Source organism: Mesorhizobium japonicum MAFF 303099 (assembly GCF_000009625.1).
In the GTDB taxonomy this organism is placed as follows: Bacteria; Pseudomonadota; Alphaproteobacteria; order Rhizobiales; family Rhizobiaceae; genus Mesorhizobium; species Mesorhizobium japonicum.
Genome location: NC_002678.2, coordinates 6,143,673 through 6,156,978, shown reverse-complemented (window position 1 = coordinate 6,156,978; position 13,306 = coordinate 6,143,673). Strand labels below are relative to the sequence as shown.

Below are 13,306 nucleotides of genomic sequence, written 5' to 3'. Positions count from 1 at the left end.
CCATGCTCGCCAGACCCGACGCCTACCGCTGCATCGAATGCGGCATGCCCTACCGCGCAACGGGGTTCTGGCATCATGGCGGCCAGTTGGAACATGGCGCCGCCTACTGGTCGGATCGCGGTCTATTGTGCTCGCCGCAATGTTCGCTCACCCACCACCGCAAGCGCGCCGCCGAAGGCACGCTGCGGCAAGAGCCCGCGCCCGACCCGTTTGAATTTCAACCGTTCAACCGGCGCTAGCTCGCCACGGCCCTGCTTCGAGAAGCATTCCTTAACCATAGCGGTTCACCATCGGTGTTTGAACAACGGGGACCCCCTGTTTGAAAACGCCGGCGCATCGTCTTCGCCGCTCAGCGATCGCTCTCGCGGCGATGATGGCGCTGATGTCGGCGGCAAAGGCTTCGGATTTCTCCGAGCCGTGGAAGAGTGCCGACCGCGCGCTGGTCGTCGACGCCTACGAATACAATTCCATCGACTGGGGGCAGCTCGCCACCGACAAGCGCATCGCCGCCTTCATCAACAAGGCCTCCGACGGCATGCCCCCGCCCTATTTCTGTTTCGGCAGCGACAACGACGTGAAGCTTTGCAAGGCGTTGTGGAAACGCCATGCGGTGACGCGCGAACTGTTCCAGACGCGCCGGGTCGTCGCCAAGGCACTCGGCATGAAATGGGGCGCCTATCACCTTGCCCGCCCTGGCAATCCGGTCGAGCAGGCCAACAATTTCCTCGATTTCGCCGATCCCGCGCCGGACGATCTCATGGCGCTCGACATCGAGGGCATCGATCCCTCGCAATGGATGTCGCTCGACGATGCCGAGGAGTTCGTACGCCAGGTGCATCGGCGCGTCGGCCGCTTCCCGGTGCTCTACACCAACGGCAAGACCGCGCAGTATATCGCCGACAACCGCTACAAATACCGGCTGCTGTCGCGGCTGCCGCTTTGGTACGCACGCTACAAGCCTGACATCGATGTGCATTTTCCCATGGGTAACTGGCAAGGCTACGCGCTCTGGCAGTTTTCTGCGCAGGCCAATTGCGGCCGCTTCCGTTGCCCCTACAGGGTAGCCGGCACGCCCAATAACATCGACGTCAACGTCGTGCCGACGGACGCCGCCACGCTGCGCCAGCAATGGCCTTTTGGCGGACTGATCGACGTGCCATCCGACTACCTTGCCAGCGTGCCGGTGCCGCTCTCGCGCGAAGCAGCGCTCGCCGGCAAGACCACCCTCATCTACGCCGATGTGGCAACGCCGCCGACCTTCGAGGAAATGGTCGCAGTGCTCGGTTCACGCTGGTCCAAATTCCGCGACGGGTTCCGCATGCCCGTCGTGAAGACGGTGCCGCGACGGCCAGGCTTCGGCATCGTGCAATATGTCGCCTGGAAGCGAATCGGGCAGCGTTCGCCAGAGCAGCTGGACGCCGCCTTCGCCGCGGCCGACCCCGTCAGCACCGGTTCGACCGAAATCGATCGCGGCCGGCCGTAAGCCCCCGCTCCGAAATCTCAGCTCGCCCGCTCGCGCGCCACGGCCTGCCAGCCAATGTCGCGGCGGCAGAAGCCGTCCGGCCAATCGATCCGGTCGAGCGCGGCATAGGCCCGCTTCTGGGCCTCGCCGACCGTGGCGCCGCTCGCCGTGACATTGAGGACGCGGCCGCCATTGGCGACCAGCGCGCCGCCATTGATGGCGGTGCCGGCGTGGAAGATCTGGACGCCTTCGCCCGCCGCCTGCTCGACGCCGCGGATAACCGAGCCTTTTTCCGGTGTGCCGGGATAGCCCCGCGCCGCCATCACCACGGTGAGCGCCGCCTCGTCGCGCCAGCGTATGGACGTGTGCGCCAGCTGACCGTCGACGGCGGCGTTGAGCAGCACCAGCAGGTCGTCCTTCAACCGCATCATCAGCACCTGGCATTCCGGGTCGCCGAAGCGGGTGTTGTATTCGATCAGCTTAGGCCCCTTGTCCGTGATCATCAGCCCGGCGAAGAGAATGCCGGCGAAGGGCGCGCCAAGCTCGGCCATGCCGCGCATCGTCGGCTCGATGATCTCTCGCATGGTACGCTCGATCATTTCCGGCGTCATCACCGGCGCCGGCGAATAGGCGCCCATGCCGCCGGTGTTGGGGCCGACATCGCCATCGCCGACACGCTTGTGGTCCTGCGCCGTGCCGAAGGGCAGCGCGGTCGTACCGTCGCAGAGGCAGAAGAAGCTCGCCTCCTCGCCGGTCATGAATTCCTCGACCACCACCTCCGCTCCGGCAGCGCCGAAGGATCCTTCGAAGCAGGCATCGAGCGCCGCCCGTGCTTCATCCGACGTCATGGCGACAGTGACGCCCTTGCCGGCGGCGAGCCCATCGGCCTTGATGACGATCGGCGCGCCGGTCTGGTCGACATAGGCCTTGGCTGAGGCCAGATCGTTGAAACGGCCATAGGCGGCGGTCGGAATGTTGTATCGGGCGCAGAGGTCCTTGGTGAAACCCTTCGAACCCTCCAGCCGCGCGGCGGCCTTCGAAGGCCCGAAGACGCGGATGTTTTCGGCGCGCAAATCGTCCGCGATACCGGCGACAAGCGGCCCTTCCGGACCAACCACGACGAGGTCGATTTTCTTCTCCTGGCAGAAGGCGGTCACGGCGGCGTGGTCGGTGATATCAAGCTTCACCAGCTCAGCCTCAGCACCTATGCCCGGATTGCCGGGGGCCGCGTACAGTTTGGTCAGCAGCGGCGAGGCGGCAATCTTCCAGGCAAGCGCATGTTCGCGGCCGCCGGAGCCCAGAAGAAGAACGTTCATGGCCACCTCTTGATGCCGAAAATCCGCTCTGGCGGCCATCTGATGGCGTTTTCTGCGCTTCCGTTGCTCACGGACTAGATGTCCGCTGCGCTACGGTTCTCGAAACCACCGCCATATGACTCGCCGGAGCGAATTTCGAAACAGTCTCTTGGAGCACCCGCTATTGCTCTCCGGGCGACGGGTCAAGGCATCAGGATGTTTTGATCGAAATTGCGCACGGGAACGTTATCCCCGACCGAAATCGGCGGCGGCCATCGCCGTCGATTTTGTGGCAATTCGATTTAGGCGGGGAAGACGACCGGGAACCAATCCTCGCGCAGCCTCTGGCCGGGCTGCATGCCATGGCCGTGATAGGGCGGCGAGGTGCGACCCGGCCGCTCGACATAATGGGCATCGTCGCCAACCCAACGCAGCGACAGCGCCCGGCGCCGTGCCGAGGTCAAATTGCCGCGCGCGCCATGCGCGGTGCGGAAGTCGAACAGAATGGCGTCGCCCGGCTCCATCTCCCATTCGAGCACTTTCATCGACGGATCCTTGTCGGGATCCGGCACCGGCAGATAGTCGCCCTCGCCGGCGTAAAAATTGCTGTCGTCGAGCCAGCGCACCGGCAGGATCATCTTGTCCCATTTGTGCGAGCCGGCGATCAGGCGCAGCGTCGCCTCCTTCACCGGATCGATGGGGATCCAGAAGCTCACCGTCTGTCGGCCGTCGACGAAGTAGTACGGAATATCCTGATGCCAGGGCGTCGGCTTCTGCGTGCCGGGCTCCTTGACCAGAACGTGATCGTGGAAGAACTGCGCGGTGCGCGACTGCATCACCGCCGCCGCCAGTTCGGCGGCCGGCGATTTCCGCACCAGCTCCACGAATTCAGGAATGCGCTCCCAGTTGCAGTAATCGTCGAAGAAACTGCCGCGGCCATTGGCGATGTCGGACGCGGTGGCGCTGCGGTTTTGCATGTTGCGCTCGATGCCGGCGGCAATCGTATCGACCCAGCCCTTGAAAGCGCCGCGGATACAAACCGCGCCGTCACGCTGGTAGTCGGCAATCGTCTCCGCCTCGATCAGGCCGGTGTCGATGGCGCGGGCAGCTGTCTGGGAAGCCATGGTGTCCTCCTTTCAGGATCGGGACGACTATCGCAACCCACACTCATGCAGTAAAATAATAACTTCTCATCTGACACATAGAACAAGACTATGAGCCCCAGCCTCACCCAATTGCGTTATCTGGTCGCCGTCGCCCGCCATGGCAGCGTCACCGGCGCGGCCAGGACGCTGAACATTTCGCAGCCCTCGATTTCGGTGGCGATCGACGCGATCGAAAAGGATTTCGGCCAGAAACTGTTCGTGCGCCAGCGCGGCAGCGGCGTTTCGCTGACCTCCTTCGGCCGTGCCGTCGTGGCGAAGGCGAAACAGGTTCTTGCCGAGGCGGACGAACTGATGAGCCTGAGCTCGGGCAATTCAGCCGTCGGCGGCGAGCTGGTGCTTGGATGTTTCGAGGATCTGGCGCCCTATTTCGCGCCGGGTCTGATCCGCGCTTTTTCCGAACGCCATCCAGATGTCGCCGTCATCGTTCGCGACGAAACGTTCGAGACGCTCGGACGGCGTCTCGCTGACGCCGCCATCGATCTCGGCCTTAGCTATGATCTTGGCCTGCCCTCGCATTTCGCCCGCATCCTGCTGCACGAGTTGCGGCCGCATGCATTGCTGCCGGCAGGCCATGCGCTGGCGGACCACGCCGAGGTCAGCCTGGCGGACATGGCCGCCTATCCGCTGATCACGACGGACCAGCCGCACAGCTGGCAGCACATGCTCGATCTGTTCCGCAGCCGTGGCCTGTCGCCGGTAGCCGACAGGGCGACAAGTTCGTTCGAACTCCAGCGGAGCATGGTGGCGAACGGTTTTGGTGTCGCCATCAGCTACACCCGCCCGCAAGGCGACCGTAGCTATGATGGACTGCCCTTGATCTGCAAGCCGCTGTCGGATCCGCTGCCGATGCAGCGCATCATCCTCACCTATGACACGCACCAACGCGTGTCGAATGCGGCACTGGCATTCGTCGAGACGGCGAAAGCCTGGTTTTCCACGCGCGACATCTTCGCGTCGTGACGGGCTGACGGTCGCTGCTCATCCGCTTGCCGCTTGACGGTTTCCGCGGCTGCTGCCACTCCATGGACATGGAACCTATCCAGTCGAAAGCCGCCCAGGGCCGTGTTGCCGATGCACCGAACGGCCATTGGGTCTACCGCGTCCTGCCGCGCTCGGTTTGGCCCTACGCGCAGCTCGCGCGATGGGACAGGCCGATCGGCTGGCAGTTGCTTTTGTGGCCATGCTGGTGGTCGGCGGCGCTCGCGGCAAGCGCCTATCCGCGCCCCGGCGACCCGCTGCTCTCACTGCTGCCTGCGCCGTTGTATCTCGTGCTGTTCCTGGTCGGCGCCATTGCCATGCGCGGCGCCGGCTGCACCTACAACGACATCGTCGACGAGAACATCGACAACCAGGTCGATCGCACTCGCTCGCGTCCGCTGCCGTCGGGCCAGACCACGCGCCGGCGGGCCTGGCTGTTTCTTGTGCTGCAGGCCCTGGTCGGCCTTGCCGTGCTCCTGCAGTTTAACAGCTTCGCCATTCTGCTCGGCATCTGCTCGCTGGCGATCGTCGCCATCTATCCATTCATGAAGCGTATAACCAACTGGCCGCAATTGTTTCTCGGCCTTGCCTTTTCCTGGGGTGCGCTGATGGGATGGGCGGTCGAGTTCGGCGATCTCGATGGCCCCGCCATCATGCTCTATATCGGCTCGATCCTGTGGGTGATCGGCTACGACACGATCTATGCGCACCAGGACAAGGAAGACGACGCCATTGTCGGCGTGCGCTCGACGGCGCGGCTGTTCGGCGACAACACCAAGTCGTGGCTGGCCGGGCTTTACGGCGGCACGCTGATTTGTTTCGCCATCGCCTTCGCCTCGGCGCAGGCGCCGGTGGTGGCGCTCGCCGGACTGATCGCCGCCGGCGCCCATATGGCACGGCAGATCGCGGTTCTGGATATCAACGATCCGGACCAATGCCTGCGGCTGTTCCGGTCGAACAACCAGGTCGGCTGGCTGATCTTCCTCGGCCTGATCGGCGGCGCGCTGTGGGTGGCGCTGAAGCCGCTGGTATAGCGGCTTCAGGCAACTCCCGCGATCGGGGTGTTCAGTCGCGCGAAATGATCTCCTGGCCGTCGATGACCAGCCTGAGACCGAGGTTGCCGGCCCTGCGGCGGGCAAGGAAGCGCGGGCGGCGCGTGTTGGAAACGCGGCCCTTGCGGCGATCCTGCGGCGGCAGCGTCTTGATGGCGGCGCCGAGCGATTCTTCCAGGGTGCGGGCGACGCCGTCCGATTCGATCAACAGCATCGGCAGCCGGTAGGCATCGGCCCAGGCGCGCCAGTCGGCGGCGACATCGTCGAGATCGTCGGCCACCAGCAGAGGCACCGACAGCATCGGATCATTGTGCAGGAGTTCCAGGGTCACCGTGACATTGCCTTCCGGATCCTCCATTGCGCGGGCGGCGACGCCGCGGAACGCATTGGCCGGCAGGGCGATGATCGCCGGCACGCCGCTCATCTCGAGCATGCGGCGTATCACGGCGCCACGGTGGTCGATGGTGAACGTCACGTCGCCATAATCGTCGCGCGTGGCGTAGCTGACCATCTGGGGCAGTCGGAATGGGTCGAGGCGCATGTTGCGTCCCGCCCAGACTGGCTTCAGTCCGGTGTTCATAGAGTGCCTTCCTGTCTGTCTCCTGAGAGCCGGTGTCCGGTTCTCTCCGGGCCAGTTTTCCCGGCCTCGTTATGGGGAAACAGTAGCGCGGGCTCCTTACCGCCGCGCTTAAGAAAGTCGGTTAAATTTTGCTGATCTCAGGGATGGTTATCGGAATGCCACCGACCACAAGATGTTGAAAGGATCAGATAACCTTACCGGGATTCATGATGCCGGCCGGATCGAAGGCAGCCTTCACTCGGCGCATCAGATCAATGGCCATCGGCGGCGCCGTGGCGATCAGTTCGTCGCGCTTCAACTGGCCGATGCCGTGCTCGGCCGAGATCGAACCGTGGAAGGAGCGCACGACATCGTGCACGGCTTTGTTCATGGGATGGTAGAGGGCGAGAAAGGCCTCATCGTCGCCATCGATGGGCCGCGAGATGTTATAATGAAGATTGCCATCCCCCATATGGCCGAAGCAGACCACGCGGGCGCCGGCACTGACTGACGCCACCGCGCCTGCGGCCTCTGCGATGAAGCGTGGGATTGAGGCGATCGGCACCGAAATATCGTGCTTGATCGAGGCGCCCTCCGGCTTCTGGCATTCGGGTAGCGTCTCGCGGAAGTTCCAGAAAGCGTCGCCCTGGGCGAGGCTTGCCGCGACCACCGCATCGCCAACGATGCCTTGCTGGAGACCATCCGCCAGCACCTCTTCTATCAGCGCCCGTCCATCGGCTTCCGAGCGGCCGGAAGAAATCTGCATCAAGACATACCAGGGCCAATCATCGGCCAGCGGCCGCACGACACCTTGACCATGCTTGAGCGTGAAATCGTAAGGTCTCTTGCCGATCAGTTCGAAGGCCGTGAGCGAAGCGCCGGCGCGGTCCATCGCCAGGCTGAACAAAGATAGCGCCGCCTCGGGCGACGACAGGCCGGCGAATGCGACCTCACGCCCCTTCGGGTTCGGGAACAGCTTCAGCACAGCGGCGGTGATGATTCCCAGCGTGCCTTCGGCGCCGACGAACAGGTCCTTCAGATCGTAGCCGGTGTTGTCCTTCTTCAATTTGCGCAGATCGTCGAAGACCTCGCCCGTCGGCAGTACCACCTCGACGCCGAGACAGAGTTCACGCGCATTGCCGTAGGCCAGCACACCGGTGCCGCCGGCGTTGGAAGAAAGATTGCCGCCGATCTGGCAGGAGCCCTGGGCTGCCAGCGACAGCGGAAACAGCCGGTCGGCGGCGTCGGCCGCCTCCTGCAGCGTCTGCAGGATGACGCCAGCCTCCGCCGTCACGGTGTTGGACAGGATGTCGATCTCGCGGATGCGGTTCAGCCGCGACAGCGAAAGGATGATCTCGCGGCCGGATTTGTCGGGCACCTGGGCACCGACCAGCCCGGTGTTGCCGCTTTGCGGCACGATGGGCGTTCCCGTCTCGGTCGCCAGCCGCATGATGCGGCTGACCTCGTCGACACTGCCCGGCCGCAGCACCAGCGATGTTGCGCCATGCCAGAGCCCGCGCCGCTCGATGAGATAGGGCGCGATGTCCTGCTCATCGCGCAGCGCGTATTTGTCACCGACGATCGCCGCGAAGCGGTCGATGAGAGCGGGATCGAGTTTTTGCAAAATTTCGGTCATGCGGGAAAACTATGTTGTGGGCTGTGCATTGTCACGAGGGGCGGCCGCGCGAGCGAGCCGGTCGTTGATGGCCTCGCCGAGCCCATCGAAGGGGATCGTCTCCACCGCGATGGTGCGCGCACCGCTGCGATCGAGTTCCTGCATATAGGCGAAAAGATTGCTCGCCGCTTCGCGCAGGTCACCTGATGCTGACAGGTTGAGGAAGGCTGTGGCATTGCGCCAGCCTTCAGCCCGGTTGCCGCCGAAGCCGAGCAACGCTTCGCCCTCACCGACCATTCCGGCATTGAGCCGCATGGCAGCACCTGGCGCATAGTGCGAGGCGAGCATGCCTGGCGCCTCGATGCCCGCCCCTCCGCCGCGCAACAGCTCCATGCCGATGGCCGCCTCGATCTCCTCGGCGGCGATGCCACCAGGCCGGAGCAGGCGCACTCCTGCCCCTTCGGCCTTGACGATGGTCGATTCCAGCCCGACCGGCGTCGCGCCGCCATCGACCACCAGTTTGATGCGGGCGCCGAGATCGGCCGCCACCGCTTGTGCCGTCGTCGCGCTGATCCTGCCGGAGGAATTGGCGCTGGGCGCGGCAAGCGGCCGGCCGAGCTTTGCGATGAGGTCGCCGCCAAAGCCCCTCGGCATGCGCAAGGCGATCGTGTCGAGCCCGGCCGTGACCAGCGGATGGATGCCGTTGCCAGGCCGCTGCGGCAGCACCAGGGTCAGCGGGCCCGGCCAGAACGCCTGCGCGAGTTTCTTCGACAGCGGATCGAACACCGCGATGCGCTCGGCCATCGCCATGTCGGCGACATGGGCGATCAGCGGATTGAAGCGCGGCCGCCCCTTGGCCTCGAAGATGCGCGCCACGCCGATGCCGTTGGTGGCGTCGCCGGCTAGCCCGTAGACGGTTTCCGTCGGAATGGCGACGACATCGCCATCCCCAAGCAAAGCCAGCGCCCGCTCCAACGCCTCGCCGACGGCAAGTATCTCAGCCACTCTCGTCACCTCGCAGATGCCGGCTGCGTAGTACGGATGGCGGCTGTTGGGCAAGCCGGCTGTTCGGCACGAGAGGGGCTTGGCGATTTATCAATCCCTAAAATGCTATGTTTGTGCGAAAGCCGGCATCAATTCCGGCCTGCTATTGAGCAGCTTCTGGGCAAGGGGAGCTATATCAGTGTCTGTGCGCGTATTGCTGGGAATAACTCTGGCCACGATGGCCAGCGGAGCTCAGGCCTCGTCCCTGGTCTTTCCCGGCGTACCGGCCACGACGCCCTCCATCCTGACCCTGAAGGCGGCCGACATCAAGGCAAGCGATGTGGTGTCCGTCGTCGCGCTCGGCGAGCCCGACGTCACCTATGAGAAGGTGGCGGCGATCCCCAACGCGCCCGAGGCACGGCACGGCTTCATGCCAAGCCCGATGATTATCCGCGGCGGCATCGTCGGCGGCGATTTCTCGACGCCGACGCAAGCCAAGGCACCAGCCGCGACCACCGCCGCGGCTCCTGCCCCAGCCCAGGCGACCGCCTCGGCGGCTCCGGCGTCGGGCACGCAGAAGAAGCCGGCCGCACCGGCAGCCGCACCGAAGCCCGTTCCCGGGGTCGGCAAGGTCAAGTAGCGGCCACGAATTGCTGGACTGGCCAGTTCGTTGACAGGTTGACGGCGCCCTGCGCACCATTGCCGCGCGAGTTCGTGCCGGCATATCTGGCTGCTCGAAGCCGCCGCCTGAATTTGGTCAAGCGATTCAGGAAAAGGGGTGGCTCTGGCAGACGAGCCTCGTCGTTTCAAAGGGGGTTGATCATGAGACTATCCAAGACCGTTACCGTGGCCGGGCTTCTGCTGGCATCACTGCTGGGCGCCGGTACAGCGCAAGCCGATGACATGCTGGGATCCTATGTCGCGCGCATTTCCGATCGCGATCATCAGGCGAGCGACGGCTATGCGCTGGACAGCGCCGCGCAGATGGTGCGGCAGGACCGCGCCAACTGGCACAAATTCCATCGCCGCGACAGCGACGATGAGGGTGATGCCTGGTTCAGGACCAACGACCAGCGCGCCGATCTGCAGCGCATGCTGGAGCGTCCCGGCGCCATGAGTTCGTCGACCAAGCGCGCCATCGTCAATGGCGAACCGCTGATCCAGGTCGACGTCTACGAAGACAGCGTGCGCGTCAGCATCCTGGAGAACTGACAAGCATCCGGGAACAAAAAAAGGCGGCGCTGATGCGCCGCCCACACTTCTCGACCGAGCCGGATTGAAATCTCAGGCCGCTTCTTCCTTGTCGTCGTCGTCCTCTTCGGACTCGCCGTCTTCGGATTCTTCTTCGCCCTCGTCGCCTTCGGCCTTCACGGCGTCATCGGCGTCTTCTTCTTCCTCATCTTCGTCTTCGTCGCCCGAGAGCGTGGCGGCTTCAGCACCGTCTTCGTCAGACTCTTCGCCTTCTTCGTCGTCGCCTTCTTCTTCGTCGCCGTCCTCGTCGTCAGAGTGATCGGCGGCTTCGACCGTGGCAGCAGCGGCATGATCGAGGGCGGTTTCGGAAGCGGCTTCAAGCGCCTCGGCGGCGGCCGAGGTTTCTTCAGTCACTTCGATGTCGTGATCGGAATTCATGGAAGCCTCCGTTGGGTTGGGGAACATGTCCCTTTTGCCACGGAGAGATCATCGTCATATGACTGTAAGCCGGCTCGAACGGCCGGCTGGGAGATATTTTTCCTGGGCGCTCAGCCGGCGATTTTCGAGAAATCCGCGACCTGACCCGTGGCCGCGCGGATGCGTGTGAGGAGCGCCAGACGATTGGCTCGCACCTCCAGGTCTTCATCATTCACTAGAACACCTTCAAAGAATGAATCAACGGGTTCGCGCAACGCGCTAAGCGCCAGCATGGCGGCGGAAAAGTCTTCGTTTTGAATCGCTTCGCCGGCTTGCTTCTCGGCCTGATTCACCGCCGCAAACAGCGACTTCTCGGCATTCTCCTTGAACAGAGCCGGCTCAACGGTCTTGGCGACCGCCGTTTTCTTCTTCTCCTCGGCGGCCAGGATGTTGGCCGCGCGCTTGGTGCCGGCGAGCAGATTCTTGCCATCCTCGGTGTCGAGGAAGGAGCCGAGCGCTTCGACGCGGCGGACGATCTGCAAGAGGTCGTCGGACTGCGGGGTGATGACGGCATCTATCAAATCGTGGCGGGCGCCCTGGTCGCGGAGGTAGACCTTCAGGCGGTCGTGGAAGAAGGCCAGGAGGTCTCGTGTCTGGTCCGCACCACTGCCCGCGTAGCACGCGCCGGCGCTCGCGAAGATGGAAGACAGCCGCAATTGAATTCGGTCCTCAACCAGAATTCTCACCACGCCCAGCGCTGCGCGACGCAACGCATATGGGTCCTTCGACCCTGTCGGCTTTTCATCGATGGCCCAGAAGCCGACCAGCGTATCGAGCTTGTCGGCAAGCGCGACAGCGACCGACACCGGGTCGCTCGGAACGTAGTCGGACGGGCCTTGCGGCTTGTAATGTTCCTCGATGGCCGCGGCCACGGACGGGTGTTCGCCCTGCAGCAGCGCATATTTGCGACCCATGGCGCCCTGCAATTCCGGGAACTCGCCGACCACCTCGGTCTGCAGGTCGGCCTTGGCCAGAACGGCTGCGCGAGCGGCGAGCACCGGGTCAGCACCGACGGTCGGCGCCAGTTCTTCGGCGAGCCGCCTGATCCGCTCCACCCGCTCGCCCTGGGTCCCGAGCTTGGCATGGAAGGTCACATTGAGATGATCGAGCCGTGCCATGCGCTGGTCGAGCGGCTTGTTCAGATCGAGCCCAAACTTTTCCGCCGAGGCTTCGAGCTGGCCGAGGTCAGGCAGATCGCCCTGGTCGGTCGTCCAGAAATAGAGCGCGTCGGACAGGCGGGCGCGCACTACCTTGCCGTTGCCGTGCGCGATCTCCTTGCCGCCGTCCCTGGCCTCGATATTGGAGGTGAGGATGAAGCGGTTGGACAGAGCCTCGCCCTCGCCTTGCGGGCGCGTGACAAAGCACTTCTGGTTGGCGCGGATGGTCAACCGGATCACCTCGGCCGGAATGGCGAGAAAAGCCTCTTCGAACTCCCCCATCAGCACCACGGGCCATTCGACCAGCCCGGACACCTCTTCAAGCAAGCCTTCGTCCTCGACCAGGTCGAGCCCATTGGCGAAGGCAAGGTTGCGGGCGTCGGCAAGGATGATCTCCTTGCGCCGGTCGGCGTCGAGCACGACCTTCGCCGCTTCCAGCTTGCTTACATAATCGTCGAAGCGGCGCACGGTGATTTCGCCCGGTGCCAGGAAGCGGTGGCCGTAGGTGATGTTGCCGGAGCGGATGCCGTCGATCTCGAAATCGACCACGACGGGTTCTTCGGTTTCCGGGCCGAAGGTGCACAGGACCGATTGCAGCGGCCGCACCCAGCGCAGCGACCCCGGCTTGGCCGAGGCGGGTCCCCAGCGCATCGACTTCGGCCAAGGAAAGTTGCGGATGATGCCCGGCACCAGTTGGGCGATGATCTCTTCGGCCGCCCTGCCCGGCTTCGAAATGTGGGCGACATAGAAATCGCCCTTCTTCGGGTCGGAATGGACATGCGCGTCGGCGACCGAGGACAGCCCTGCCTTGCGCAGGAACCCTTGGACCGCCTGCTCAGGCGCCGTCGTCGACGGCCCCTTGATCTCTTCACGAATGTCCTTCGAGCGCGCCGTCAGGCCCCTGATGTCGAGCGTCAGACGCCGCGGCGTCCAGTATTCGCGCGCCGCTTCGTAGGTCAGCCCCGCCTCGACCAGACCGTCGGTCAGCATCTTCTTGAGATCACCCGCCGCCTTGCGCTGCATGCGCGCGGGGATTTCCTCGGAGCGAAGTTCTAGAAGCAGGTCAGGCATTGGGGTCAGCTCATGCGGGAGAGTGGTCCGGGCGGGGCATAGCAACTCGGCTGGCCGCTGTCACCCTTTCCGGAAATTTTGGCTGCCCTGTCGGGACGCGGCGCCCCAGTCCGTCCTTGGATCAAAGATTTCCATGAACCGAACGCAGCGCTGAAGCGACCCACGCTCAGGCAGGAAACTATTGGCTGAACGACCATGAAAACGGCATCCAGACTTCTGCAGATCCTCGCGCTCAGCGCCTGTTTCACCGCGCAGGTCCACGGCGCTTTCTCGATGCCGGGTGTGAGGCAGGCGTTAAG

At 64.1% G+C, this 13,306-nt stretch carries 13 protein-coding genes; 6 read left to right on the top strand and 7 right to left on the bottom strand.

Going from position 1 to position 13,306, the window contains the following annotated elements; translation table 11 throughout:
* The first annotated feature begins 2 nt into the window (after positions 1–2).
* Both MAFF_RS30375 and MAFF_RS30370 read left to right on the top strand, forming a co-directional pair.
* Complete coding sequence (locus MAFF_RS30375; protein ID WP_010914857.1) at positions 3–239, top strand: hypothetical protein; 237 nt, start codon at positions 3–5, stop codon at positions 237–239.
* Between the two features lie 131 nt (positions 240–370).
* Positions 371–1,483 carry a glycoside hydrolase family 25 protein gene (locus tag MAFF_RS30370; RefSeq protein ID WP_010914856.1) on the top strand — a complete coding sequence of 371 codons (1,113 nt, stop codon included), beginning with the start codon at positions 371–373 and terminating at the stop codon, positions 1,481–1,483.
* Positions 1,484–1,500: 17 nt separating this feature from the next.
* On the opposite strand, the gene purD is transcribed toward MAFF_RS30370, so the two are convergent.
* Both purD and MAFF_RS30360 read right to left on the bottom strand, forming a co-directional pair.
* Entirely contained in the window at positions 1,501–2,778 is a 1,278-nt protein-coding gene (purD, locus tag MAFF_RS30365) for a phosphoribosylamine--glycine ligase (RefSeq protein WP_010914855.1), read from the bottom strand.
* Positions 2,779–3,059: 281 nt separating this feature from the next.
* The gene (locus MAFF_RS30360; protein ID WP_010914854.1) at positions 3,060–3,881 is read right to left on the bottom strand and encodes a phytanoyl-CoA dioxygenase family protein; all 822 of its coding nucleotides are present in this window, start codon (positions 3,879–3,881) and stop codon (positions 3,060–3,062) included.
* A 90-nt stretch (positions 3,882–3,971) separates the two neighbouring features.
* On the opposite strand from MAFF_RS30360, the gene MAFF_RS30355 reads away from it, so the two are divergent.
* Both MAFF_RS30355 and ubiA read left to right on the top strand, forming a co-directional pair.
* A complete protein-coding gene (locus tag MAFF_RS30355; RefSeq protein WP_010914853.1) occupies positions 3,972–4,883 on the top strand; it encodes a LysR family transcriptional regulator in 912 nt (303 codons plus the stop codon).
* 68 nt (positions 4,884–4,951) lie between these two features.
* Positions 4,952–5,935 carry a 4-hydroxybenzoate octaprenyltransferase gene (ubiA, locus tag MAFF_RS30350; protein ID WP_010914852.1) on the top strand — a complete coding sequence of 328 codons (984 nt, stop codon included), beginning with the start codon at positions 4,952–4,954 and terminating at the stop codon, positions 5,933–5,935.
* A 31-nt stretch (positions 5,936–5,966) separates the two neighbouring features.
* On the opposite strand, the gene MAFF_RS30345 is transcribed toward ubiA, so the two are convergent.
* From MAFF_RS30345 to MAFF_RS30335, 3 genes are all read right to left on the bottom strand, one after another.
* Positions 5,967–6,533, bottom strand: a complete 567-nt coding sequence (locus tag MAFF_RS30345) for a DUF6101 family protein (RefSeq protein ID WP_010914851.1) — start codon at positions 6,531–6,533, stop codon at positions 5,967–5,969.
* 184 nt (positions 6,534–6,717) lie between these two features.
* Positions 6,718–8,148 (bottom strand): FAD-binding oxidoreductase, encoded by a 1,431-nt coding sequence (locus MAFF_RS30340; RefSeq protein WP_010914850.1) that lies wholly within the window; start codon positions 8,146–8,148, stop codon positions 6,718–6,720.
* 9 nt (positions 8,149–8,157) lie between these two features.
* On the bottom strand, positions 8,158–9,132 hold the full coding sequence (locus tag MAFF_RS30335) for an L-threonylcarbamoyladenylate synthase (RefSeq protein ID WP_044551520.1): 975 nt from the start codon (positions 9,130–9,132) through the stop codon (positions 8,158–8,160).
* A 217-nt stretch (positions 9,133–9,349) separates the two neighbouring features.
* On the opposite strand from MAFF_RS30335, the gene MAFF_RS30330 reads away from it, so the two are divergent.
* Entirely contained in the window at positions 9,350–9,751 is a 402-nt protein-coding gene (locus tag MAFF_RS30330; protein WP_044549736.1) for a hypothetical protein, read from the top strand.
* 182 nt (positions 9,752–9,933) lie between these two features.
* On the top strand, positions 9,934–10,323 hold the full coding sequence (locus tag MAFF_RS30325; protein WP_027046609.1) for a hypothetical protein: 390 nt from the start codon (positions 9,934–9,936) through the stop codon (positions 10,321–10,323).
* A gap of 72 nt (positions 10,324–10,395) precedes the next feature.
* On the opposite strand, the gene MAFF_RS30320 is transcribed toward MAFF_RS30325, so the two are convergent.
* Positions 10,396–10,740: a hypothetical protein gene (locus MAFF_RS30320; protein WP_044549731.1), complete on the bottom strand. Its 345-nt coding sequence runs from the start codon at positions 10,738–10,740 to the stop codon at positions 10,396–10,398.
* Between the two features lie 110 nt (positions 10,741–10,850).
* Complete coding sequence (gene glyS / locus MAFF_RS30315) at positions 10,851–13,007, bottom strand: glycine--tRNA ligase subunit beta (RefSeq protein ID WP_010914845.1); 2,157 nt, start codon at positions 13,005–13,007, stop codon at positions 10,851–10,853.
* Positions 13,008–13,306: the final 299 nt, after the last annotated feature.

Excerpts from the sequence above, each read along its gene's own strand:
- MAFF_RS30375 (WP_010914857.1), top strand. The coding sequence starts at position 3 with ATGCTCGCCAGACCCGACGCCTACCGCTGCATCGAATGCGGCATGCCC.
- MAFF_RS30370 (WP_010914856.1), top strand. The coding sequence starts at position 371 with ATGATGGCGCTGATGTCGGCGGCAAAGGCTTCGGATTTCTCCGAGCCG.
- purD (WP_010914855.1), bottom strand. The coding sequence starts at position 2,778 with ATGAACGTTCTTCTTCTGGGCTCCGGCGGCCGCGAACATGCGCTTGCC.
- MAFF_RS30360 (WP_010914854.1), bottom strand. The coding sequence starts at position 3,881 with ATGGCTTCCCAGACAGCTGCCCGCGCCATCGACACCGGCCTGATCGAG.
- MAFF_RS30355 (WP_010914853.1), top strand. The coding sequence starts at position 3,972 with ATGAGCCCCAGCCTCACCCAATTGCGTTATCTGGTCGCCGTCGCCCGC.
- ubiA (WP_010914852.1), top strand. The coding sequence starts at position 4,952 with ATGGAACCTATCCAGTCGAAAGCCGCCCAGGGCCGTGTTGCCGATGCA.
- MAFF_RS30345 (WP_010914851.1), bottom strand. The coding sequence starts at position 6,533 with ATGAACACCGGACTGAAGCCAGTCTGGGCGGGACGCAACATGCGCCTC.
- MAFF_RS30340 (WP_010914850.1), bottom strand. The coding sequence starts at position 8,148 with ATGACCGAAATTTTGCAAAAACTCGATCCCGCTCTCATCGACCGCTTC.
- MAFF_RS30330 (WP_044549736.1), top strand. The coding sequence starts at position 9,350 with ATGGCCAGCGGAGCTCAGGCCTCGTCCCTGGTCTTTCCCGGCGTACCG.
- MAFF_RS30325 (WP_027046609.1), top strand. The coding sequence starts at position 9,934 with ATGAGACTATCCAAGACCGTTACCGTGGCCGGGCTTCTGCTGGCATCA.
- MAFF_RS30320 (WP_044549731.1), bottom strand. The coding sequence starts at position 10,740 with ATGAATTCCGATCACGACATCGAAGTGACTGAAGAAACCTCGGCCGCC.
- glyS (WP_010914845.1), bottom strand. The coding sequence starts at position 13,007 with ATGCCTGACCTGCTTCTAGAACTTCGCTCCGAGGAAATCCCCGCGCGC.